22 protein-coding genes are annotated in these 21,922 nt (G+C 71.7%); 14 read left to right on the top strand and 8 right to left on the bottom strand.

What is annotated here, in order from left to right; genetic code table 11:
* Positions 1 to 12: 12 nt before the first annotated feature.
* From LQK93_RS10470 to LQK93_RS10435, 8 genes are all read left to right on the top strand, one after another.
* Positions 13 to 783, top strand: a complete 771-nt coding sequence (locus LQK93_RS10470) for a VOC family protein (RefSeq protein ID WP_374967737.1) — start codon at positions 13 to 15, stop codon at positions 781 to 783.
* 55 nt (positions 784 to 838) lie between these two features.
* Positions 839 to 1,630, top strand: a complete 792-nt coding sequence (locus LQK93_RS10465) for a VOC family protein (RefSeq protein ID WP_374967736.1) — start codon at positions 839 to 841, stop codon at positions 1,628 to 1,630.
* A 173-nt stretch (positions 1,631 to 1,803) separates the two neighbouring features.
* The gene (gene purB / locus LQK93_RS10460; RefSeq protein ID WP_374967735.1) at positions 1,804 to 3,216 is read left to right on the top strand and encodes an adenylosuccinate lyase; all 1,413 of its coding nucleotides are present in this window, start codon (positions 1,804 to 1,806) and stop codon (positions 3,214 to 3,216) included.
* Positions 3,217 to 3,288: 72 nt separating this feature from the next.
* Positions 3,289 to 3,711, top strand: coding sequence for an MmcQ/YjbR family DNA-binding protein (locus tag LQK93_RS10455; protein ID WP_374967734.1), 423 nt, complete (start codon positions 3,289 to 3,291; stop codon positions 3,709 to 3,711).
* A 56-nt stretch (positions 3,712 to 3,767) separates the two neighbouring features.
* Positions 3,768 to 4,049, top strand: coding sequence for a metal-sensitive transcriptional regulator (locus LQK93_RS10450; RefSeq protein WP_374967733.1), 282 nt, complete (start codon positions 3,768 to 3,770; stop codon positions 4,047 to 4,049).
* A 65-nt stretch (positions 4,050 to 4,114) separates the two neighbouring features.
* Positions 4,115 to 4,336 carry a heavy-metal-associated domain-containing protein gene (locus tag LQK93_RS10445; RefSeq protein ID WP_374967732.1) on the top strand — a complete coding sequence of 74 codons (222 nt, stop codon included), beginning with the start codon at positions 4,115 to 4,117 and terminating at the stop codon, positions 4,334 to 4,336.
* Entirely contained in the window at positions 4,333 to 6,696 is a 2,364-nt protein-coding gene (locus tag LQK93_RS10440) for a heavy metal translocating P-type ATPase (RefSeq protein WP_374967731.1), read from the top strand. The genes LQK93_RS10445 and LQK93_RS10440 overlap by 4 nt, the downstream gene beginning before the upstream one ends.
* Before the next feature lie 76 nt (positions 6,697 to 6,772).
* On the top strand, positions 6,773 to 7,111 hold the full coding sequence (locus tag LQK93_RS10435; protein WP_374967730.1) for a VOC family protein: 339 nt from the start codon (positions 6,773 to 6,775) through the stop codon (positions 7,109 to 7,111).
* A gap of 163 nt (positions 7,112 to 7,274) precedes the next feature.
* Here LQK93_RS10435 and LQK93_RS10430 read toward each other — a convergent pair whose 3' ends face one another.
* Both LQK93_RS10430 and LQK93_RS10425 read right to left on the bottom strand, forming a co-directional pair.
* Positions 7,275 to 7,910 carry a VOC family protein gene (locus LQK93_RS10430; protein ID WP_374967729.1) on the bottom strand — a complete coding sequence of 212 codons (636 nt, stop codon included), beginning with the start codon at positions 7,908 to 7,910 and terminating at the stop codon, positions 7,275 to 7,277.
* Positions 7,911 to 8,065: 155 nt separating this feature from the next.
* The gene (locus LQK93_RS10425) at positions 8,066 to 8,923 is read right to left on the bottom strand and encodes a TrmH family RNA methyltransferase (protein WP_374967728.1); all 858 of its coding nucleotides are present in this window, start codon (positions 8,921 to 8,923) and stop codon (positions 8,066 to 8,068) included.
* Here LQK93_RS10425 and LQK93_RS10420 point away from each other — a divergent pair.
* Positions 8,903 to 9,805 (top strand): NADPH-dependent F420 reductase, encoded by a 903-nt coding sequence (locus LQK93_RS10420; protein WP_374967727.1) that lies wholly within the window; start codon positions 8,903 to 8,905, stop codon positions 9,803 to 9,805. The two genes, LQK93_RS10425 and LQK93_RS10420, sit on opposite strands and share 21 nt — an antisense overlap.
* 170 nt (positions 9,806 to 9,975) lie before the next feature.
* Positions 9,976 to 11,025, top strand: coding sequence for a TerC family protein (locus LQK93_RS10415; protein ID WP_374967726.1), 1,050 nt, complete (start codon positions 9,976 to 9,978; stop codon positions 11,023 to 11,025).
* Here the strand turns inward: LQK93_RS10415 and LQK93_RS10410 are convergent.
* The 4 genes from LQK93_RS10410 to LQK93_RS10395 form a co-directional block, all read right to left on the bottom strand.
* Positions 10,931 to 12,193: an RNA polymerase sigma factor gene (locus LQK93_RS10410; RefSeq protein ID WP_374971482.1), complete on the bottom strand. Its 1,263-nt coding sequence runs from the start codon at positions 12,191 to 12,193 to the stop codon at positions 10,931 to 10,933. The genes LQK93_RS10415 and LQK93_RS10410 overlap by 95 nt on opposite strands.
* Positions 12,194 to 12,318: 125 nt before the next feature.
* On the bottom strand, positions 12,319 to 12,759 hold the full coding sequence (locus LQK93_RS10405) for a YciI family protein (protein ID WP_374967725.1): 441 nt from the start codon (positions 12,757 to 12,759) through the stop codon (positions 12,319 to 12,321).
* Positions 12,760 to 12,861: 102 nt separating this feature from the next.
* A complete protein-coding gene (locus LQK93_RS10400; RefSeq protein WP_374967724.1) occupies positions 12,862 to 13,719 on the bottom strand; it encodes an HAD family hydrolase in 858 nt (285 codons plus the stop codon).
* A gap of 100 nt (positions 13,720 to 13,819) precedes the next feature.
* Positions 13,820 to 15,196: a dihydrolipoyl dehydrogenase family protein gene (locus LQK93_RS10395; RefSeq protein ID WP_374967723.1), complete on the bottom strand. Its 1,377-nt coding sequence runs from the start codon at positions 15,194 to 15,196 to the stop codon at positions 13,820 to 13,822.
* A 334-nt stretch (positions 15,197 to 15,530) separates the two neighbouring features.
* Here LQK93_RS10395 and LQK93_RS10390 point away from each other — a divergent pair, with 334 nt between their 5' ends.
* The gene (locus LQK93_RS10390; RefSeq protein ID WP_374967722.1) at positions 15,531 to 16,385 is read left to right on the top strand and encodes an alpha/beta fold hydrolase; all 855 of its coding nucleotides are present in this window, start codon (positions 15,531 to 15,533) and stop codon (positions 16,383 to 16,385) included.
* 9 nt (positions 16,386 to 16,394) lie between these two features.
* Here LQK93_RS10390 and LQK93_RS10385 read toward each other — a convergent pair whose 3' ends face one another.
* On the bottom strand, positions 16,395 to 17,054 hold the full coding sequence (locus LQK93_RS10385; RefSeq protein WP_374967721.1) for a VOC family protein: 660 nt from the start codon (positions 17,052 to 17,054) through the stop codon (positions 16,395 to 16,397).
* A 104-nt stretch (positions 17,055 to 17,158) separates the two neighbouring features.
* Positions 17,159 to 18,763 (bottom strand): alkaline phosphatase PhoX, encoded by a 1,605-nt coding sequence (locus LQK93_RS10380; protein ID WP_374967720.1) that lies wholly within the window; start codon positions 18,761 to 18,763, stop codon positions 17,159 to 17,161.
* A gap of 219 nt (positions 18,764 to 18,982) precedes the next feature.
* Between LQK93_RS10380 and LQK93_RS10375 the strand changes: the two genes are divergently transcribed.
* The 3 genes from LQK93_RS10375 (at position 18,983) to LQK93_RS10365 (ending at position 21,803) form a co-directional block, all read left to right on the top strand.
* On the top strand, positions 18,983 to 19,207 hold the full coding sequence (locus LQK93_RS10375) for a hypothetical protein (RefSeq protein WP_374967719.1): 225 nt from the start codon (positions 18,983 to 18,985) through the stop codon (positions 19,205 to 19,207).
* 64 nt (positions 19,208 to 19,271) lie between these two features.
* Entirely contained in the window at positions 19,272 to 21,077 is a 1,806-nt protein-coding gene (locus LQK93_RS10370) for a GtrA family protein (protein WP_374967718.1), read from the top strand.
* Between the two features lie 240 nt (positions 21,078 to 21,317).
* The gene (locus LQK93_RS10365) at positions 21,318 to 21,803 is read left to right on the top strand and encodes a hypothetical protein (protein WP_374967717.1); all 486 of its coding nucleotides are present in this window, start codon (positions 21,318 to 21,320) and stop codon (positions 21,801 to 21,803) included.
* The last annotated feature ends 119 nt before the right edge of the window (positions 21,804 to 21,922 follow it).

Below are 21,922 nucleotides of genomic sequence, written 5' to 3'. Positions count from 1 at the left end.
CTCGACGTCATCGTGCCCGACTACCCCTACGGCTCACCGTGCTGGGTCGACCTGCTCGCCGGCGACGTGTCGCGCGCACGCGCCTTCTACGGGAAGCTCTTCGGCTGGCAGTGGGTGACGGGCGACCGGGCGACGGGTGGCTACACGATGGCGCTGCTCGGCGGGCAGCCGGTCGCCGGCCTGAGCCGGCGGCCCGCGAACGCCCCTGTCCCCAGCCAGTGGACCACCTACCTGAGGGTCGGCGACCTTGCGGTGGCCGCACGCGCCATCAACGCCTACGGCGGTCGCACCCTCGGCCGGCCGGTCCCCCTCGGCGCCCTGTCGCGGACCATGATCGCCGTCGACCCCGGCGGGTCCTACTTCGGGGTCTGGCAGCCGGGCGACCTCCTCGGCAGCGGCGTCCTCGACGAGCCGGGCTCGCTCACCTGGAACGAGCTGCTGACCCGCGACTACGACGCCGTGCAGGGCTTCCACCTGCGCGTCTTCGGTCACGCGTTCACCGACGAGACCGAGCCCGACGGCCCGCGCTGGGCGACCGCCCGCACGGAGGACGGCAACCCGGCCTACGGCCTCGCCGAGATCGACGACGAGTGGCCTGCGCAGATCTCGTCCCACTGGGTCGTCTCCTTTGCGACGCACGAGCTCCTGGAGGACGTCGCGCGCGCCCTCGACCTGGGGGCCACCCTCCTGCAGGAGCCCTTCGAGGGCCCCTACGGGTTCGGTGCGGTGCTGGCGGGGCCCGAGGGAGAGGTCTTCTCCCTCCTCGTCCCGGACCTCGACTGACCAGCCCTGCCGCCCAACCCGATCCGCCATCGCCGGCTGACCCACAGGAGGACCCATGCCCGTCCACGAGGAGAGCTTCGCGGCCGGAACGCCGTGCTGGGCCGACGTCATGGTCGACGACCTGCAGGGCGCCCGCGACTTCTACGGCGGCCTGTTCGGCTGGACGTTCGAGGACCTCCCGCCCGAGGCGGGCGGCTACGTCATGGCGCTCAAGGACGGCCACGCCGTCGCCGGCGCGATGGCGAGGAGCTCCACCGACCCGAGCCAGGTGAACGCCTGGACCGTCTACCTCGCCAGCGACGACGTCGACGAGACGGCCGAGCAGGCCAGGTCGGCGGGGGGCGTCTTCTTCCTGGAGCCGATGGACGTGCTCCAGGTGGGCCGGATCGCCGTGGGCGCCGACCCGGCCGGGGCCGCCTACGGCCTGTGGCAGGCGCGCGAGCACACCGGTGCCGACCTCGTCGACGAGCCCGGCACCCTCGCCTGGGCCGAGTCGATGAGCCGCGACTACCCGACCAGCAAGGCCTTCTACGCCGGGGTCTTCGGCTACGAGCTGCAGGAGATCGGCGACGCCGCCTTCTCCTACTCGGTCGCCACCCTCGACGGCGAGCGGCCGGTCGCCGGCATCGGCGCCATCCCGGCGCAGGCGCCCGCCGACGTGCGGTCGCACTGGATGGCCTACTTCGCGGTGGCCGACTGCGCCGCGAGCGCCGAGCAGGTGCGGACGCTCGGCGGCACGGTCCTGCAGCAGCCGTCCGACACCCGCTACGGCCGGGTGGCCGTCGTTGCCGGACCGCAGGGCGAGACGTTCGCCGTGCTGCAGCGGGCCGCCGCATCGCGGGACTGAGAGGCGTCGGCCTCGCGCCCCTGTGTCACTGACCCACTTCCGGGTCACTGACTCAGCGCTCGGCGCCCGGGCGCGCCGACAGCTCGCGTGTGCGGACAGCCCGGTCCGAGCGCCCGTGACGGACGCGCCGGACGGCATACGGACCATGCCCGGTGCTCTGGGAGGATGGCGTCATGGCTTCGCTTGCTGACGCAACCCCGCCCATCGCGCTCGGGGCGCTCGACGGCCGCTACCGCGGCGCCGTCGCGCCCCTCGTCGACCACCTCTCCGAGGCGGCGCTCAACCGGCAGCGGGTGCATGTCGAGATCGAGTGGCTCATCCACCAGACGAGCGACGGCGTGGTCCCGGGCGTGCGCAAGCTCAGCGACGAGGAGGTCGCCGCGCTGCGCAAGGTCGTCGACGACTTCGGCACCGACGAGGTCGCCGAGCTCGGCGACATCGAGCGGGTGACGGTCCACGACGTCAAGGCGGTCGAGTACTTCCTGAAGAAGCGCCTGGCGGCGATCGCCCCGGCCGACGAGGACAAGGGCCTGGCGGAGCTCATCCACTTCGGCTGCACGAGCGAGGACATCAACAACCTCTCCTACGCCCTGATGGTCAAGGGCGCCGTCGAGCATGTGTGGCTGCCCAAGGCGCAGGCCCTCGTCGGACAGGTCTCCGAGATGGCGCGCGAGCTCAAGGACGTGCCGCTCCTGGCCCACACGCACGGCCAGCCCGCGACGCCGACGACGATGGGCAAGGAGCTCGCCGTCCTCGCCCACCGCCTCGGCCGGCAGCTGCGCCGCATCGAGCGCCAGGAGTACCTCGGCAAGTTCAACGGCGCGACCGGCACCTACGGTGCCCACGCCCTTGCCCTGCCGGACGTCGATTGGCCCGCCGTGTCGCGCGCCTTCGTCGAGGGGCTGGGCCTCACGTGGAACCCGCTGACGACCCAGATCGAGAGCCACGACTGGCAGGCCGAGCTCTACGCCGACGTCGCCCGGTTCAACCGGATCCTGCACAACCTCTGCACCGACGTGTGGACCTACATCTCGATGGGCTACTTCGCCCAGGTCCGCGGCCAGGGCACGGTCGGGTCGAGCACGATGCCGCACAAGGTCAACCCGATCCGCTTCGAGAACGCGGAGGCCAACCTCGAGGTGAGCAACGCCCTGCTCGACGTCCTCGGCAGCACGCTCGTGCAGAGCCGCCTGCAGCGCGACCTCACCGACAGCTCCATGCAGCGCAACATCGGCACGGCGTTCGGCCACTCGATGCTCGCGCTCGACAACGTCGCCCGCGGCCTGGCCGGTCTCGACGCCGTGCCCGAGCGCATGGCGGCCGACCTCGAGGCCAACTGGGAGGTGCTCGGCGAGCCGATCCAGTCGGCGATGCGGGCGCTCGGCGCCCAGGGCGTGCCCGGGATGGAGGAGCCCTACGAGCGGCTCAAGGAGCTGACCCGCGGACGGCGGATCGACGGCGACGACCTGCGCGAGTTCGTGCGTGGCCTGGGGCTGCCGGCGGACGTCGAGGCGCGGTTCGTCGCGCTGACGCCGCAGACCTACACCGCCCTCGCGAGCCGGCTCGTCGACGACTACCTCGCCTGACGGCATGACGCCTGGAGCCCCGCCAGCGCGCCCCCTTCAGGTGCGCCGGGACGCGGGCTACCGTGGGAAGCCATGTCCCGCCCGCGCCCTGCCACGCTCCGCGACATCGAGGAGGCGGCCCTCGCGCTGCCCGAGGTGACCCGTGAGCCGGAGAGCGGCGGCCGACCCGCCTTCCGGGTGCGCGGCGCGACGTTCGTGTTCGCCCGGGAGCCGCGCAAGGACGCCTTCGACCCGCAGACCGGGGCCCTCTACGAGGATGTCCTCGCCTTCCGGTGCACTGCGGAGGACAAGGAGGCGATGGTCTCCGACCGTGACTCGCCGTGGTTCACGACACCGCACTGGAACGGCTACAACGCGGTGCTCCTCCTCGAGCGCGACCTCGGCCGTCTGACGGCGGCGGAGATCCGCGAGGTGGTGACGGACGCGTGGCTGGTGCGGGCACCCAAGCGGCTCGCGAAGGAGTGGCTGGCGCGCCACGGGAGCGAGAGCCGGTAGATGGTTGCCGAAATACCCTGCGGGGGTATCGTGTTCTCGACATCGAGGAGGTGCCAATGGCTGGCTACACCGGCAGCAAGGACGACTACCTGAAGCGGCTGCGCCGCATCGAGGGCCAGGTCCGGGGAGTGCAGAAGATGGTCGACACCGACACCTACTGCATCGACATCCTGACGCAGGTCAGCGCCATCACCAAGGCGCTGCAGGCGGTCAGCCTCGGTCTGCTCGAGGACCACGTCGCGCACTGCGTCGTCGACGCGGCCCGGGAGTCGGACGAGGCCGCGGCCGAGAAGGTCCGTGAGGCCTCCGACGCCATCGCACGGCTGGTGCGCAGCTAGCCACCGGCCACACCAGCCGCCCCGACGAGCACTCCACCGACCCCGACGCCCGAGGAGGCACCCCGATGAGCGAGACCACCCAGACCGAGATCACCGTCGTCGGCATGACGTGTGGCCACTGCAGCGCCTCGGTCAGCGAGGAGCTCTCGGACCTGCCCGGTGTCGTCGCAGTCGCCGTCGACCTGCACCCGGGCGAGGACTCCCCCGTCACCATCACGAGCGAGGCACCTCTCGACCCGGCCGCCGTCGCGTCCGCCGTCGCCGAGGCGGGTTACAGCCTCCGATGAGCACCGGCCAGGCACCGGCAGCCACCGGCGAGCGCGCTTCCGAGGAGGTGCGCCTCGCCATCACCGGCATGACCTGCGCCTCCTGCTCGGCGCGGATCGAGCGCAAGCTGTCCAAGGTGGCCGGCGTCGAGTCGGCCACCGTCAACCTCGCCACGGAGAAGGCGCTCGTCTCCTTCTCGTCCCCCGTCACGGTCGAGCAGATCGTGGCCGAGGTGAAGAAGACCGGCTACGGCGCCACCGTCATCGACGGCTCCGACAGAGCCCCGGCCGGTGCCGCCCACACGGCCGGAGCAGGCGTGCTGCTCGAGAAGCTCCGTGCCCAGGGCCGCGCCCGGCGCAAGGCCCGTGCCACCGCGGCCACCAGGGCCACGACGGCCACGACCGCCGTGGCGCACCAGCCGCCCGGCGACCGCGGCCAGGTGCGCGAGGACAGCCACCTCGACCACGCGCCCGCCCAGAACGTCCTGAAGCCGCGGCTCGTCACCGCGATCGCCCTGACCGTCCCGGTGCTGTTCCTCGCCATGGTGCTGCCGACGTCCGGGGCGAGCCCCTGGCTGCAGTTCCTCCTGGCGACCCCGGTCGTGTTCTGGTGCGCGTGGCCGTTCCACCGGGCCGCGGCCGTCAACGCGCGGCACCTCGCCTCGACCATGGACACCCTCGTGTCGCTGGGCGTGCTCGCCGCCTGGGGCTACTCCGTCGTGGAGCTGCTGCAGGGTGGGATGCACCTCTACTTCGAGGTCGCCGCCGTCGTCACGACCTTCCTGCTCACCGGCCGCTTCCTCGAGGCACGAGCCAAGGACTCCGGCAAGGACGCCCTGGGCTCCCTGCTCGACCTGGGCGCCAAGGACGTCTCGGTGCTGCGTATCGACCCGCGCACACGAGTCACCGGCGAAGCGCGCATCCCGGTGAGCGAGCTCGTCGTGGGCGACCACTTCATCGTCCGTCCCGGCGAGAAGGTGGCCACCGACGGCGTCGTGCTCGAGGGCTCGAGCGCGGTCGACGCCAGCCTCGTCACCGGCGAGTCCACCCCGGTTGACGTCTCGCCCGGCGACGAGGTGACCGGCGGGTCGGTCAACAGCACCGGACGCATCGTCGTCGAGGCCCGCAAGGTCGGCGCCGACACCATGCTCGCCGCCATCCAGCGGCTGGTCGAGACCGCGCAGACCGGCAAGGCCGACGTCCAGCGCCTCGCCGACCGCGTCTCAGCGGTCTTCGTGCCGGTCGTGCTCGTGCTCGCCCTGGCCACCCTCGTCGGCTGGCTCGTCACGGGTCACGACGTGGGCACCTCGCTCGCCGTGGCCGTCACCGTCCTGATCATCGCCTGCCCCTGCGCACTCGGTCTCGCCACTCCCACGGCGCTGCTCGTCGGCACGGGTCGCGGCGCCCAGCTCGGCACGCTGATCAAGGGCCCGCAGGTGCTCGAGGACACCCGCCGTGTCGACACCGTCGTCCTCGACAAGACCGGCACCATCACCACCGGTGCGCTGCAGCTGCGGAGCATCGCGGTGCGCGGCAAGCTCTCCAAGAAGGCCGCGCTGACCGCGGCCGCCGCCGTCGAACAGGGCAGCGAGCACCCCATCGCGCGCGCCGTCGTCGAGGGAGCCCGTCTGGCGCATCTCGAGCTGCCGCGCATCCTCGACTTCGAGGCCAACCCCGGAGAGGGGGCCACGGCGCGCATCAAGGACACCGAGGTCACGGTCGGCAAGTCCGCCCTCTTCGAGCGTGTCGACCCCGAGCTGCTCGAGCACGCCCGCAACCACGCCGGCACGACGGTGTTCGTGGGCTGGGACGGGGTGGCCCAGGCCGCCCTCACGGTCGAGGACACGGTGCGCGACACCTCCAAGGCGGCCATCGCCCGGCTGCGGGCGCTCGGGCTCACGCCCTACCTGCTGACCGGGGACAGCTCCTCCAACGCCCGCAGCGTCGCCGAGCAGGTTGGCATCGAGGCGGCGAACGTGCGCGCTGACGTCATGCCGGCGCAGAAGCACGAGGTCGTGACGCAGCTGCAGCAGTCGGGGCGAGTCGTGGCCATGGTCGGCGACGGGGTCAACGACGCGGCCGCCCTCGCCCAGGCCGACCTCGGCCTGGCGATGGGCTCGGGCACCGACGTCGCCATGGACTCGGCCGACATCGTGCTCGTGCGCTCCGACCTCGACGCCGTCGGCGATGCCATCGGGCTGTCCCGCGAGACGCTGCGCGTCATCAAGCAGAACCTCGCGTGGGCCTTCGGCTACAACGCCGCCGCCATCCCGCTCGCAGCGTTCGGGCTGCTCAACCCGATGATCGCCGGTGCGACCATGGCGCTGTCGTCGGTGCTCGTCGTGAGCAACTCCCTGCGCCTGAAGCGCTGGCACCGCTGACCCTCACTGCCTGGCCATGCACTGCCCGTGACTCGCCGGGCGCTCTCCCCGACCACGCGGCCCCTAGGTTGGGGGCATGGTGGCTTTCGTGAAGTCCGTGACCTTCGACGCCTCGGACACCCTGGTGCTCGCTGCCTTCTGGGCCGCGGCGCTCGGCTCGGACGTCGACGAGGACAGCACCGCTGACCGCGCCTGGGTCGAGCCGGCGGGCTGGGGAGGGCCAACTCTGTGGTTCCAGCGCGTTCCCGAGAACAAGACCGCGAAGAACCGCCAGCACTTCGACCTGCGCGCCGTGGGCCCGGTCGAGGCGGAGGTCGAGCGGCTCGTCGCGCTGGGGGCGACCGTGACGGGCAGCGACGGCGACGTCGTCGTCATGGCGGACCCGGAGGGGAACGAGTTCTGCGTCGAGGCCTGACGCCTCGACCCACGGTCCGGGGCGGGCGGTCACGCGCCGTGACCGAGGGCGGGCCCGCTCGCTGAGCCGCAGGGCAAATGACCCCGGAGTCCCCGGGGACGACGAAGCGGCGGCCACCCGGGCAGGGTGGCCGCCGCTTCGCGTGCGAGTCGAGCGGGGGAGGTCAGATGGTGACCTTGCCGGTCGGGGTGTCGAAGGTGACCGACAGCAGGCCGGGCGTGCCGTGCGGGGCGACGAAGGTGAACCGGATGCCGCCCTTGTCGAAGCTGTTCTCGGGGCCGAGCCACTCGCGTACGCGCTTGGGGTCACCGGCGATCTCGAGCTTGTCGATCGAGACCGGCGTGTCGGCACCCGCCGAAGGGTGCACCGTCATGTCGTCCCACTCGATGAAGTAGGGGACCTGCGGGTCGGCCATGAGGCCCTTGATGCCGACCTGGCGCCACTTGAGCTCGGTGCCGTCGGGGCGGTGCCGGTTGCCGACGACCGCCTCACGGCCAAGGCGCTGCTCGACGAGGCTGATGTCGTCGACGGCGACGACCCAGCCGAGCCAGCCGCCGCCGGCCTCGGAGGCGGCGCGGACGGCCTGCCCGAAGGGCGCCTTGTCGGAGGCCGGGTGGTCGAGCACCTCGACGACCTCGAGATAGTGGTCCTTGGCCAGGGGGAAGATCACGTTGCGCGTGCCGAACCGGGGATGCACCCCGCCGTCGACCGGCGCGACGCCGATGAGCTCGGACAGCCGGGCGGCTGTGGCCTTGAGGCCACCGGCCTCCGCTGCATAGGAGACGTGGTCAACTCGCATACAGAACATCGTGACACACGCCAAGGGGTGCTCTTGACCACCCCCACCCCTACCCGCTAGTGCTCGTCCCAACCAACGGTCGGGCCGTCGAGACATCCCGTCGTTTCGTATGCCGTCACGCCACCTCCCGCTGGTGCGCGAGGTGGGTGGGGCGCTCAGCGGGAGTCGCGCTGGCGGACCGCCTCGTAGAGGACGATCGCGGCGGACGCGGCGACGTTGAGGCTGTTGGCCTTGCCGTGCATCGGGATGCGGACGCGGTGGGTGGCGGCCTCGAGGAGGGTGCGGTCGGCGCCGTGCTTCTCGCTGCCGACGGCGATGGCGACACGGCCGGTGTAGTCGACGTCGGTGTGCAGCAGGTCGGTCTCGGGGGTGGTGACGACGAGGCGGATGTCGTGGGCGTGGATCCACTCGAGCGCCTGGGCCGTCGTCGCGCTGGCCGCCGGCACCGCGAAGACGGTGCCCTTGCTCGCCCGCACGACGTTGGGGTTTCCCCAGTCGGTGACGGGATCGGCCGCGACGACGGCATCCACCCCGGCCGCGTCAGCGGTGCGGAGCATGGCGCCGAGGTTGCCCGGCTTCTCGACTCCCTGGCTGAGCAGGCTCAGGTGGTCCGGGCCGTCGACGCGGAGATCGGCCAGGGTGTGCTCGACGCTGTGCACGACCGCGAGCAGGCCGTCCGGTCCCTCGCGGTAGCTGACCTTCTCGAAGGCGCTGCGGCTCAGGTGCACGACCTCGACCCGGTCGTGGCGCAGCCGGGCGAGCAGCTCCTCCTGGTGCCCGATGTCCTGCGACCCGGCCCGTCCCGCGGGGCTGAAGAGCTGCTCGCAGACGTAGACGGCGGATGGCCGCACCCCGGAGGAGAGCGCGAGCCCGATCTCCTCGTAGCCCTCGACGAGCGTCTCGTCGGTCTCCTGACGGGTGCGGCGGCGGCGCAGGGCGAGCAGGGACTTCAGGCGCGGGTTGGATACCGACGTGATCGTCAGCTCACGGGGTTGGCGCGTGGGGTTCGTCATGGCAGGGCCAGCATCCCATCCGGGGCGCTGCGCCACACGACGTGCGCCTCGTGTCACACCGAGCGAAAGGGAGCTCGAGCGGGACCGCGACCGGGCGATGGCACTCGGCGCCCAGGTGCTGTTCGACCGGACCGACGACGGGGAGGAGCCGGGCGGAATGGGCGGCGGCGGCCGGCGGTTGACCACGCCATGACCACCTGGGGCCTCATCGGCAGCGGCAACATCGGCAGCACCGTCGCCCGGCTCGCGATCGCGGCCGGACACGACGTCGTGCTCAGCAACAGGAGGGGGCCCGAGACCCTCGCCGACCTCGTCGAGGAGCTGGGCCCGCATGCCCGGGCGGCGACGCCGGAGGAGGCCGCGACCGCGGGCGATGTCGTCGTGGTGACGATCCCGCTCAAGGCCTACCGCGACGTCCCCGTCGCCGAGCTCGCGGGCAAGGTGGTCATCGACACGATGAACTACTACCCCCAGCGCGACGGGCAGGTCGCCGCCCTGGACGCCGGCTCCACGACGAGTTCCGAGCTGCTCCAGGCGCACCTGCCGCAGTCGCACGTCGTCAAGGGCTTCAACAACATCTTCTTCCAGCACCTGCGCGACCTCGCCCGGCCGCTGCAGCCGGCGGGTTCCGAGGGCCGCAGCGCCCTCGCGGTCGCGGGTGACGACGCCGAGGCGAAGGTCACGGTGCGCAAGGCGCTCGACGCCATCGGCTACGACACCCTCGACCTCGGCCCGCTGGCCGAGGGATGGCGCACCCAGCCCGGCCAGCCCGCATACGGCACGGAGTACGCCCTCGACCCGAGCGACTGGACGGCCGGCACCAAGCCCGTGACGTCCGACGAGCTCGCCGGGCTCGCGACGCACGCGACGCGCCAGGTCTGAGCCGGCAGGCGGCCGGGCATTTTCGGTGCCCGGCCGCCTGCCGGTATGATCGGTGGCGAGGGGAGTACTTCCTCGCGCGCACCGGTCAGTACGGTGGTCCCACGACCACCCCGGTCCGTGGCCGACGGCAGTCGGTGAAGGAGACCTCAGACATCGTTCTGAGGAGACCCATGCTCACTGCCCTCCCGGCCGCCGCGACGCCCGCGCCGGTCAGCGACTCGATCGGCTCGCCGACGCTCTGGCTCGCGACCATCGCCGGCGTCGCCGCCCTCTTCGTCGTCGACTTCCTGATCACCCGCCGCCCGCACGACCCGAGCATGCGCGAGGCGGTCGGCTGGTCGGCCTTCTACATCGCCGTCCCGGTCGTCTTCGGCGGCTGGCTCTGGTGGCAGTACGGCTCCGACCAGGGCCTCGAGTACTACACCGGCTACCTCGTCGAGAAGTCGCTCTCCGTCGACAACCTCTTCGTCTTCATCATCCTGCTCTCGGCGTTCGCCGTGCCGCGCGAGCTGCGCCAGCGGGTGCTGCTCATCGGCGTCGGCGGCGCCCTCGTGCTGCGCGGCGTCTTCATCGCCCTCGGCGCGCAGATGATCGCGAGCTTCGCGTGGACCTTCCTGCTCTTCGGCGCGATCCTGCTCGCCACCGCGGTGAAGGTCGGCCGGGACGCGCTCTCGCACGGCGACCACGCCATCGACGTCGACTCCCTGCGCAGCGTCCGGCTGATCCGCCGCCTCCACCCCGTCACCGACTCGTATGCCGGCACGCACCTCACGGTGCGACGTGACGGTCGCCGGGCGCTGACGCCGCTGGCCCTCGTGGCCGTCGCGATCCTCGGCACCGACATCGTCTTCGCCATCGACTCGGTGCCGGCCGTCTACGGGATCACCGGCGACCCCTACCTCGTCTTCGCGACGAACGCCTTCGCACTGCTCGGCCTCCGCGCGCTCTACTTCCTGCTCGAGGGCGCGCTGGCCAAGCTCGTGCACCTCGGCCACGGCCTGTCGCTGATCCTCGCCTTCATCGGCGCCAAGCTGGTGCTGCACTGGGCGCACGGCGTGTGGCCGAGCGTGCCGGAGATCCCGACGCTGCTCTCCCTCGCGGTCATCGTGGGCATCCTGGCCGTCGTCACGCTGACGAGCCTGGCTGCGAACCGGCGGGACGAGGCACGAGGTCTGCAGCGCGACGCAGGAGCAGCGCCCGCTCGGCCTCGTTCTGGGTGAGGCGGGCGGCCCGGGTGAGCTCCACGCGGGCCTCCTCGTCACGGCCGAGCCGGGCGAGGAGGTCGCCGCGGACACTGGGCAGCAGGTGGTAGTCGGCGAGGGCACCGGCTTCGGCGAGACGGTCGACGGCCTCTAGCGCCGGGCCGGGGCCTTCGGCGAAGGACAGGGCGACGGCCCGGTTGAGCTCGACGACCGGCGAGGGCCGCAGCTCACCGAGCCGGTCGTAGAGCGCGACGATGCGCGCCCAGTCGGTGGCCTCGGCGGTGCGGGCCCGGGCGTGGCACGCGGCGATGGCAGCCTGCAGCATGTACGGCCCGGCCGCTCCCCGGCCCGGGCCGACGAGCCACATCGCCCGCTCGAGCTCGGCGAGCGCGTGGTTGACCAGGGCCCAGTCCCACTTCGTGCGGTCCTGGTCCAGGAGCAGGACCGGCTCGCCGTCCCGCCCCATGCGCGCGCGGGTGCGCGAGGCCTGGATCTCCATGAGCGCCAGCAGGCCGTGGACCTCCGGCTCCCGAGGCGCGAGCGCTGCCAGCACCCGCCCGAGCCGGATGGCCTCCTCCATGAGGTCACCGCGCAGCCAGTCGCGGCCCGACGTGGCGGCATACCCCTCGTTGAAGACCAGGTAGACCACCTCGAGGACGGACGCGAGCCGTGGGGCGAGCTCGGCCCCGGAGGGCACCTCGATGGTGACGCCGTCCTGGCTCAGCGTCTTCTTGGCGCGGGAGATGCGCTGGGCGACGGTCGCCTCGCTGGTGAGGAACGCTCGGGCGATCTCGCGGGTCGTCAGGCCGCCGATCATGCGCAGCGTCAGGCAGATTCGCGCCTGGGCCGTGAGGGCGGGGTGGCAGGCGGCGAAGACCAGCCCGAGGACGTCGTCGTCGATGTCCTCGAGTGCCGCGTCGAACTCCCCCTCGGCCAGGTGGGCCACCCGCAGCTCCTCCGAGTGGCCCACCTGCTGGAGCTTGCCGGCGAGGTTGACCTCCCGTCGGATCCGGTCGATGGCCCGCCGACGTGCCGTCGCCGTGAGCCAGGCGCCCGGCGTCTTCGGTATGCCGTCGCGGGGCCACTGCTCGAGTGCCTGCACGAAGGCGTCCTGCGCGAGGTCCTCGGCCAGGCCGACGTCGTGGACCAGGCGGGCGACGACGGCCGTGACCTTCGCCGCCTCCATGCGCCAGACGGCCTCCAGGGTCCGGCGCACCTCGTCGGCGCTGGGCAGCGGCTGAGTGCTCCGGCTCGTCACTCCGACACTGTGCCACCCCGCGCACCACTGACGCAGGCCTTGCGAGCCCCCGCTCAGCCGCGGGCCGCGTTGCGCGCGGCCTCGACCCGCATCTGCTCCTCGCGCTCGCGCAGCTCAGGCGTCAGCTCGTCGCCGAAGTCCTTCGCGCGCAGGATCTGGCGCAGCTCGAGGGCGTAGCCGGGCTCCGGAGCGCACGACACCGGCCACTTCCTGAGCCACTCGAGGGCCTCCTCGCGCGAGCTCACGTCGATGATCGTGAACCCCGCGACCAGCTCCTTGGACTCCGCGAACGGACCGTCGGTGACGACCCACTCGCCGTCCTGCCAGGCCGCGCGGGCGCCCTTGGACGTCGGGTGCAGACCCTCACCGTCCACGAAGACACCCGCCTTGAGCATCTCCTCGTTGTAGGCCTGCATGTCGGCGAACTGCTGCTCCGTGCCCATGGTCCCCCTCTCGATGAGGGGCGTCGACGGCACGAGAATCATGAAACGCATGGCGGTCTCCTCTGTGGGTGGCGCAGGGTCCTCGTCGGCCCCGCCTCACCACTGCGTCGAACGGGGCGGCCGGTTCTCGACACGGCACCCGGACGAGACCCGCTAGAGCTCGAGGCGAGCGGTGGCCGCCGACTCCACGCCGTCCCGGAAGGGGACGCCGTCGCGCACGGCCTGCGCCACCGCCTCGAGGACCGGGGCGAGGCCGTCCTCGTCGACGTGCCCGGCCACCTCGTCGGCGATCGCCTTGACCTCGGCGGGCGCGTTGCCCATGGCGACACCCCACGCGGCCCAGTGCAGCATCTCGAGGTCGTTGCGCTGGTCGCCGCAGGCGATCGTGTGGATCGGCTCCACGCGCAGCTGCCGGCGCACGAGCTCGAGGGCGCTGGCCTTGGACACGCCCTCCGGGTTGATGTCGAGCCATGCCGACCACCCCACGGCATACGACACCCCGTGCAGACCGGCGCGCTCGACGAGCTCCATGAACTCCTCGGCCGTGGACTCCGGCTGGCGGAGGGTGACACGGGTGACGGGGTGGGCGATCAGCTCCTCCCACGCGACCTCGCGCGAGTGGCCCATGAGCTCGCCGTCCGGGAAGTGCTTGCTGACCTTGAACCCGACGCCGGGCTCCTCCACGGCGATGAGGGCCTCGGGCAGCTCGACCCGCATCTTCTCCAGGACCGCCCGCGGGTCGAACGTCACCTTGTCGATGATCGAGTAGCCCTCCGGTGCGGCGGCGTTGAGCTGCAGCGTCAGGGCCCCGTTGGAGCAGACGGCGTAGCCCTCCTCCAGTCCCAGCGCCTCCAGCACGGGCATCGTGGCGATGATGGAGCGCCCCGTCGCGATGACCACGGCGACGTCGTCGGGCAGGCCCCGGACCGCGTCGCGCACCCGTGGGGACAGCTCGCCCAGGTGGTTCAGGGTCGTGCCGTCGAGGTCGAGGGCGAGCATTCGCTGTGCCATGGCCTGAGCGTATATCTCCCCCGAGGCGCAACCTGTGCGCCGCGTGCGCACCCGCGCAGAACCGTCACCCAGACGTCATCGGCCCGTCGCCGGCGCCTGCTCAGCCGAGCCGGCCGAGCTGACCGAGCGCCGCCTCGATGCCGCGGTGCAGCGTCGGGTAGGCGTAGATCATCGACCGGAGCCGGTCGATCGGCACCTCGCCGTGCACGGCGACGGCCAGGGCCCCGAGCACCTCGCCGCCGGCCGGTGCCATCGTCGTGGCTCCCACGAGGACACCGCGGTCCGCGTCGGCGACGACCTTGATGAGGCCGTCCGCCCTGGCGATCCAGCCACGAGTGGTCTCCCCGAGCTGCGTCACGCCCACGGTCACGTTCGCCAGCTGTTCTCGCGCCTGCGACTCGGTCATCCCGACGGCCCCGACCTCGGGATCGGTGAACGTGACGCGCGGGAGGGCGGCATACTCGGCCGGGGGCCCATCCTCGCCGAGGACGTCGCGGATGACGATGCCCGCCTGGTACATCGAGACGTGCGTGAAGGCGCCCTTGCCGGTGATGTCGCCGATCGCCCACACTCCGTCGGTGACCCGGCAACGCTCGTCGACGGGGGCGGTGCGTGAGTCGGCCGGGACGCCCACCGTGTCGAGCCCGACGGCAGCGGGGTCGGCGCGGCGCCCGGTGGCCACGAGCAGTCGCTCGGCCTCGAGGGTGGAACCGTCGGCGAGCGTGACGGTGAAGGCCGAGCCGTCGTGGGTCACCCTCTCGGCGCGGACGCCGGCGCGGACGGTGATGCCGTCGGTCTCGAACGCGTCGAGGAGCTTCCCGGAGGCCTCCGGCTCCTCGTGCGCGAGGATGCGCTCGGCCGACTCGACGATGGTGACCTTCACGCCGAACCGCGCCATCACCTGGCCCAGCTCGCAGCCGATGGCGCCCCCGCCGAGCACGACGAGAGAGGCGGGCAGCTCGGCCGCCTCGATGATCTCGTGGTTGGTCCAGTAGGGGGTGTCACTCAGCCCGTCGATGGGCGGGACCGCAGGAGTGGTGCCGGGGTCGACGACGACGCCCCTCGTGGCGGCATACGCCGTGCCGTCGACGTCGACGCTTCCCGGGCCGGTGATGCGGCCGGTGCCACGAAGGAAGGTCGCCCCCTTGCCCGTGAGGCGGTCGACGGCGGCCTGGTCGTTCCAGTTGTCGGTGGCCTCCTCGCGGATGCGCTTGGCCACGACCGACCAGTCGGGCTGCACCTCGCGCACCGATCCGGCCAGGCCCTCGACGCGGCGGGCCTCGGCGAGCGCGTCTGCCGCGCGGACCATCATCTTCGACGGGATGCAGCCCCAGTAGGGGCACTCGCCCCCCACGAGGTTGCGGTCGACCGCGAGGACGCGCAGGCCGCGCTCGGCGAGCGTGCCGGCCACGAGCTCACCGCCCGGGCCGAGGCCGATGACGATGACGTCGAAGGTGTGGTCGGTGTCGGTTGCCATGCCACAGCATGACCCGCCGGGGCCGCCTGCGAAAGAGCGGGCGTATCCCCTGCCGAGGTGGTTCGGTACCGCGCCGCCGCTGCCGGCCCTCCGTTTCACCCGTCGGGGCACGGGTACGCGTCCGGCGTGGATTCCTGGGCGCGTGGCTCTGTCGCCGGCTGCTCGACGACGGCTGCGAGGACGTGGCCGTCGACAACCTCGTCACCGGCACGCCTGCTGTCGTCAGGGAGCTGGAGACCCGCGCTGCCCGTCGAACCGGACCGACTCCTGCTCGACGGCGCCACGCCGGTCGAGGATGGCCTCACCCGTGCGCCTGCGTCCTAGAGTCACGCGGGTGGGCGACGAGAGGGTTCCGGGGCAGGGCACGGGCGGCCGGGAGCGCCTCACCGCCGTCCGGGGCCGCGTGGTCCGCTCGCTCGCCTTCGGTGACCGGTTCGACGCCACGGAGCCGCTCGACGCCACAGAACCGCTCGACGCCACAGAACCGCACGATTCCACAGGGCCGCTCGTGGTCGTGCTGCCCGGGCTCGGACTGACCTTCTACACCCGGCGCACCGCCGCCGCGCTGGCAGCGCGCGGCCTGCCGTGCACGGTCCTCGACCTTCCCGGGTTCGGGTCCTCTCGCCCCCGGCACACGCGGCCCGACATCCACGCCATCGGCCTGACCGCTGCCCGCTGGGTCGAGAGCCGGGCCGCCGACCGGCCCGTCGTCGTCCTCGGGCACTCGACCGGCGCGCAGGCGGCCCTGACCGCTGCCCTGGCCCTCGGGGCTCGGCGCCGCCGCCTCTCCCTCGTCCTGGCCGGCCCGACCTTCTGCCCGCAGCAACGACGGCTCACCGGTCTGGCGTCGGCGACGTCCCTCGCCTACCGCGACGACCGCCCCAGCGAGATCGACCCGGCCGAGGCCTGGCGTGGCCGCGCCGGGATGGTGGCCATCCTCGGTTCCGGCCTGCGGGACGCCCCCGAGGAGCGGATCGGCCACCTGCGCGCGCCGGTGACGGTCACGTCCGGGGTGCACGACGCGTACGCGCCGTTCGACTGGCTCGACCGCCTCGCGACGGCCGCCCGCAACGCCCCGAGCGTGCGCACGGCGCGGCTCGGCGGCTCGCACAACAACCTCTACACGCACGCCGCGGAGGTCGCCGACCTCGTGGCCCTCGCCGCCCACGATGCGGCGCAGGCAGGCTGAGCGGCGTCGTCAGCCGGCGGCGGCGGGGTCCCGACCCTGCCACGTGCACAGGCAGGCCTCGTTGCCCTCGGCGTCGGCGAGGACCCAGAAAGCCGGCGCGCGCTCGGCCGAGACGAGCCGGCCCCCGGCAGCCAGAGCCCGCTCGAGGCGGCCCGGGGCCTCGTCGTGGGCGACGGTGACGTCGATGTGGATGCGGTTGCGCTGCGGACGCGGCTCGTCCATCTGCTGGAACCACACGGCGGGCGCCATCCTCAACGGGTCGCGCAGGTCGTCCCTGGCCACCGCGTCGTAACCGAGGACCGCCTCCCAGAAGGGACGCACGGCGTCGATGTCCAAGGCGTCGATCGCGATCTCAGCCACCGTGAGGCGCCCCGGCTCGGACACGAGGCCGAGCTCGTCCACCACCTCGTCGATCGCCCTCGCGACGGTGACGTCCCGCTCGGTCACCCCGTCGACCTCCGTCGTGGACAGCGCCAGGTGCACCACCTCCTCGCGCAGGTCGATGTCGGGGTGGTGGTCGTGCCGGCGACCGATCTCCGCGACACGGACGACGAACTCCGCCGCCGCGCCGGCATCACGGGTGCGGACCGTCAGGTGGACGCGCTGGAGCAGGAACCGCCAGTTCGGCAGGGCGTCGGACGCCGCCTGCCTCGTGAGCTTCTCGGCCATGCGCCGACGTTAGCCCCTGCGTCCGACAGCGGCCTCCCGGCTGCGGGTCCAGCGGCGCACGTCGCGCCGCCGGACCGGCAGCGGACGAGGTGGACCGGGAGGAATCAGTCCCGCCCGTCCTCGCCCTTGCCGTTCCAGTGGATCTCCCACGTGGTGTTGTCGCCGTGCTGCTGCGTCCAGAACGTGCGCCATGCGGGGTCTGTCGGCTGCGGGAGCTTGGCGCCGAGCAGCCCCGCCGCCGTCGGGTCGCCGTTGGAGACGTGCATGCCGGTGATCTCGTTGTCGCCGTCGTTGTACGACGGGCCGCTCATCGCGTCGAAGGTGGCGGACGCGTCACGTCCCTCCGCCAGGAAGCGGAGGGGTCGGGGAGCGTGAGCGCCCTTGGCGGCATACGACCGCTCGTCCTGCTCCCGTCCCTTACCGAGGTGATAGACGTAGCCCGAGTCGAGCGCGTTGCGTTGGCCGTGCAGGCTGTCACCCGCGTCCTCGACGACGAGCATGTCGTCGGCGGTGGCGAAGGCGATGTTGTCGAAGCCGGTGTGCTCCTGGTCGCCGACCGCGGCGATGGAGATGCGGCCGGTGTCGGCGCTCGGGCTGCTCTGCGAGACGCGGAAGACGCCGCCGTACGCGCCGGGCAGGCTGCTCGACGTCGTCGTGTCGCCCGTCTCGGTGAAGTAGAAATCGCGGAACCCGGTGCCTGGGCGGAAGACGCCGTTCTCGGGGCGCTTGAGCGGCGTGGCGTTGGCTGCCTTGGCGGCGGCCGTGGCGTCGAAGCTCTCCGTCGTGCCGGTGTGGATGGTGACCCACTTCGTGGAGAACGACGTGCCGTAGGTGTGCAGCTGGCCGATGAACGTGTCGGAGGGGTTGCCCTGCAGCTCGGAGGTGGTGGCCGGCGAGCCGTCCCGCCGCTGGATCTGCAGCGCCTGGAGCCTGCCGCCCTTGGCGAGGTCGCTCTTGTCGGCCGGGACGAAGCGGTAGACGAAGCTGTTGGGAACCTTGCCGCCGCCCGCACTCTTGCCGCCGATGTCCTCGACGATCCAGACGTTGCCGGCCGAGTCGTTCTGGATGCCCTCGAAGCCGCCGGAGCCCAGAGCCGGCAGGCGGGTGGCCTTGCCGCCGTCGGCCGGGTCGCCGTTCGCGTCGAGGCTCACGCCGAAGACGCCACCCTTGGGGGCGTTCGACTCCGCCGTGAGCAGCAGCTGCCTGGTGAAGGGGTCCCACGTGATGCCGTCGACCGTCGGATAGGCGTTGCCTGCCGTGTCGGTGTCGGAGATCAGCGTGACGCGCTTGAGCGGGTCGGTCTCGTCGAGGTTGATCCGGGTGACGTAGCCGCGCGGGCCGATCTCGTGGCCCTGGTAGAGGTAGTGCCTGCCGCCGAGGACGAGGTAGACGTTCTTGTCGGGCTCGGTCTTGTGGGCTTCGTTCTCGGTCTGCGTCAGCGGCGCGCCGTCGAGGGTGTTGTAGCCGTAGTGGGTGACCCCGTTGGCGCTGTCGGGGTTGGCCAGGGGCAGGTTGCCCCAGGCGACGGACGTCTGGCTCGCCGACGGCGTCAGGACGTTGTTCTCGATACCGAAGCGCGGGTTGGCGTGTGGCACGTTGGCGACGGGCAGGCCGTCGTGCGCGTCTGCCGCCGAGCCTCCCAGGACGAAGGCAGCAGCCGCGGCGAGGGTGCCGACCAGGCCGGACCTCAGGATGGTGGGAGTGTTCACGGATGGAGCCTCTCGTTCGCCCGAAAGATTGCCTGGAAGTGAGTTCACTTACGCCACAAGCCTTTCGGGGAGCCGGCGCTGCTGCGTGAACGCGAGGGGATCGGGCCGGGGCCGTTGCGTGAACCTTGCGCGCATTCGTCCTGCCACTTCTGCTGAACGGGGACGGAGGTTGCCGCGTTCTGCTCCGGACCCGGTTGGCGCGGGCGCATTCTGAACCCCGTGGCAGACAGCATGTCGCCCAGGAGCATGGCCCTACCCCTGACGCATCTCGTCGCAGGAGCGGTCATGGCGCTGCTGTCCTTGGTCGCCGCCGTGGTGGTCGCCGTGCTTGCGGTTGCCCGGCTCATGGGCGGCCTCTGGATCCACGACAGGTTCGGCGCGGGGGCGCCGTCCTGGGCGGGAGGCTGCGCCTGCAGCGGTCCCGCGTGTGTGCACGACGCCTAGCGGCGTATGCGCACGACGTTTTAGCGGCCACCACGGCCGTACAACTTCAAGGTGGGGGGAACGTATGACCACGTCAAAAAGCTCGACCGCGAGGCGCGCGCTGGGCTTCGGGATCATCGGCGCGACGGGTATAGCCGTCAACCAGCTGGCCTTCTGGCTGGCTGTCGTCGTCGGGTCCCGCTTCGTCGCAGATCCAGAGGCGGGGGGCGCCTCTGACGCAGCTCAATACAACATGATGCTGACGGTGGCCGCCATTGCCGCGACACAGGTCTCCACGGTCTGGAACTTCGTTCTGGCCGACCGCCTGGTGTACCGGCACCGGCCACCCGGCACCTCGAGGAGGGTGGCGTTCGCCAAGAGCTGGGCCGTCAACAATGCCTTCAACCTGGTCCTCAGGGTGCCGATCCTGTTGGCGCTCGTGTGGCTGGGGCTCAATCACCTGTGGGCCAACCTGGTCGCCATCACCGTCATCTTCGTCGCGCGCTTCTACATCAGCGAGCGGTGGATCTGGCACACCCGGACCGTGGTCGCGGACTTCACGGACGAGGCGGCCACGCGTCCCACCAAGGCCGAGGTCCTCGTCGAGATGAACGACGATCCGCTCGGTCCACACATGGCCATCAACCTCAAGCCGCGGCGGCGGACGAAGCTGCGCCGGTACTCCATTCACGGCCTGTGCACCATCCTGTCGGAGGTGAAGCTGCCGGAGCTGGCCGAGTTCGAGGTGGATCGCCTGCCGTGCAAGCATGCCGACATCACCGTCCGCCGTGGATACGTCGGCTACCGACGGATGTCCACGCGCGTGCGAGCCACCATGGGGCCGGGCCTCTTCGTCTACCGCGAGCACCTGGGGTCGCTGGGCGCGAACTTCCGCGTCGACCTGGACAACCGCACCAGTGTGACGGTCAGCCCGCTCCTGGCACGGTCGCACCACGTCGTCTACACCAACGTCGTCGAGGCCCTGCTGCGGTTCGTGCTCGTCAACAAGGGGTTCATGCTCCTGCACTCGGCGACCCTGCAGCTGGGCAACGAGACCATCATGCTGTCGGCTCAGACGGACACCGGCAAGACCGGCACCATCCTGAGGTTGATGCGGGAGCACCCGACCATCGCAGGCTTCCTGTCGGACGACATGACGATCATCAACGGCAACGGCGTGGCGTACTCGTTCCCCAAGCCGCTGACCATCAGCTCACACACGCTGCGAGCGGTCGACAACAGCGTGCTGTCGGTCGGGCGTCGGGCCGCGCTGGCCCTCCAGAGCCGAATCCACTCCAAGGACGGCCGCACGTTCGCACTCTTCCTGGCGCGGCTCAACATCCCGATCATCGCCATCAACGCGCTCACGCAGATCCTCGTGCCGCCACCGAAGTACCAGATCCGCACCCTCGTGCCCACCGCCGCATACCGGCCGAGCGGGCAGGTCAGCCGCATCTTCATCATCGGGCGGGGTCCGGCGCTGACCGCACCCCTGTCGCACGATGAGGCGAGGCGAACGCTGATGGCCAACACGGAGGACGCATACGGCTTCCCACCGTTCTCGACGATGGAGCAGGCCATCTCGCTCCGCCGAGGGCGCCGCTCCAAGAGGAGGGGCATCGACAAGCTCAGGCAGCGCGAGGTGGAGATCCTCGAGAAGTTCCTCACGCACGTCGGCACGGTGACGCACATCCAGTCGCCGAACTTCGGCTGGGCCGACGTCATCGCCGGGACGGTCGTCGGGACGGGGCGCCCCGCCATCGGAGCGACCGTCCTGGAACCCGCAGTCGATGCGTTGGCCGAAGGCCGTCGGACCGAGCCGCACGTCGCTGGTGTCGGCCAGATGGCGGACACCACGCCGGCGCGGCCGCCGGACGGCCTGCCGGCCTAGCTTCCTTCCGGCCACAGCGGCCCGTTCCCGACCTGTACAGGTGCACGTACATCTCGGGAACGGGCCGCTCGTGCTGCCGTTCCCGCCCCAGACCCGCGCCACGGGGGCACAATCGCTGTGGGGGTAATTCCGGGGGGAAAACGCGTGCACCGACTGCAACACCTGTGGCAGCGCCTCGTTCGCCACGAGACGCAGCGTCGCGCCGACCTGATGGGTCGGCGACGCGCATGGCTCGTATGCGTGTCGCTCGCGACCGGCTTGGCCGCGTGTCAGAGCGGGCCGCACGCGCCCGCGCCGACGGTGCCGACGTCGCTGTCCGTGGCCCAACCCCAGACCTCGACACGATCCCAGGCAGTGTCCGTGCCCGGCACGCGCCCAGCCGTCCAGGCCTGGATGAAGACAGCCGAGCCCGTTCAGATCGAGCTCAACGACAGCGTCGCCGTCGTGGGTGCGGCCCTGGCCGCCGGCGTCGCAGCGAAGGCCCGACCGGGCTGCTCGCGGCTGGTGCGGGCCGCCGAGGCCCTGCTCGCGCTACCGCCTGCGCCGTTGCCGGCCCTGAAGGAAGAGCTCGCAGCAGGCGCGCGGGATCTGCACCGTGCCGGCCTCACGTGTCTGGCCGGCGACGAGGTGGCCGCACGCGCACATCTCCACGCCGCCCAAGCGGCGCGAACCGGGTCCGAGGAGCGGGTGGACAAGCTGCTTTTCGGTACAGCCGCCGATGAATAGGGGTTGATCCGCCGACAGCTTTCTCAATGTTCGTCTCATGGCACAACACCCGACCCGCCGAAGGTCGGCAGTCATTCGTCGCGCCAATGTCTTTGCAGGCGCATCGCTTCAGCAATCCG

It is taken from the genome of Terrabacter sp. BE26 (genome assembly GCF_041941675.1).
Classification (GTDB): Bacteria; Actinomycetota; Actinomycetes; order Actinomycetales; family Dermatophilaceae; genus Terrabacter.
The sequence above is the reverse complement of the archived record's forward strand: the minus strand, read 5'-3'. Positions and strand labels throughout refer to the sequence as shown.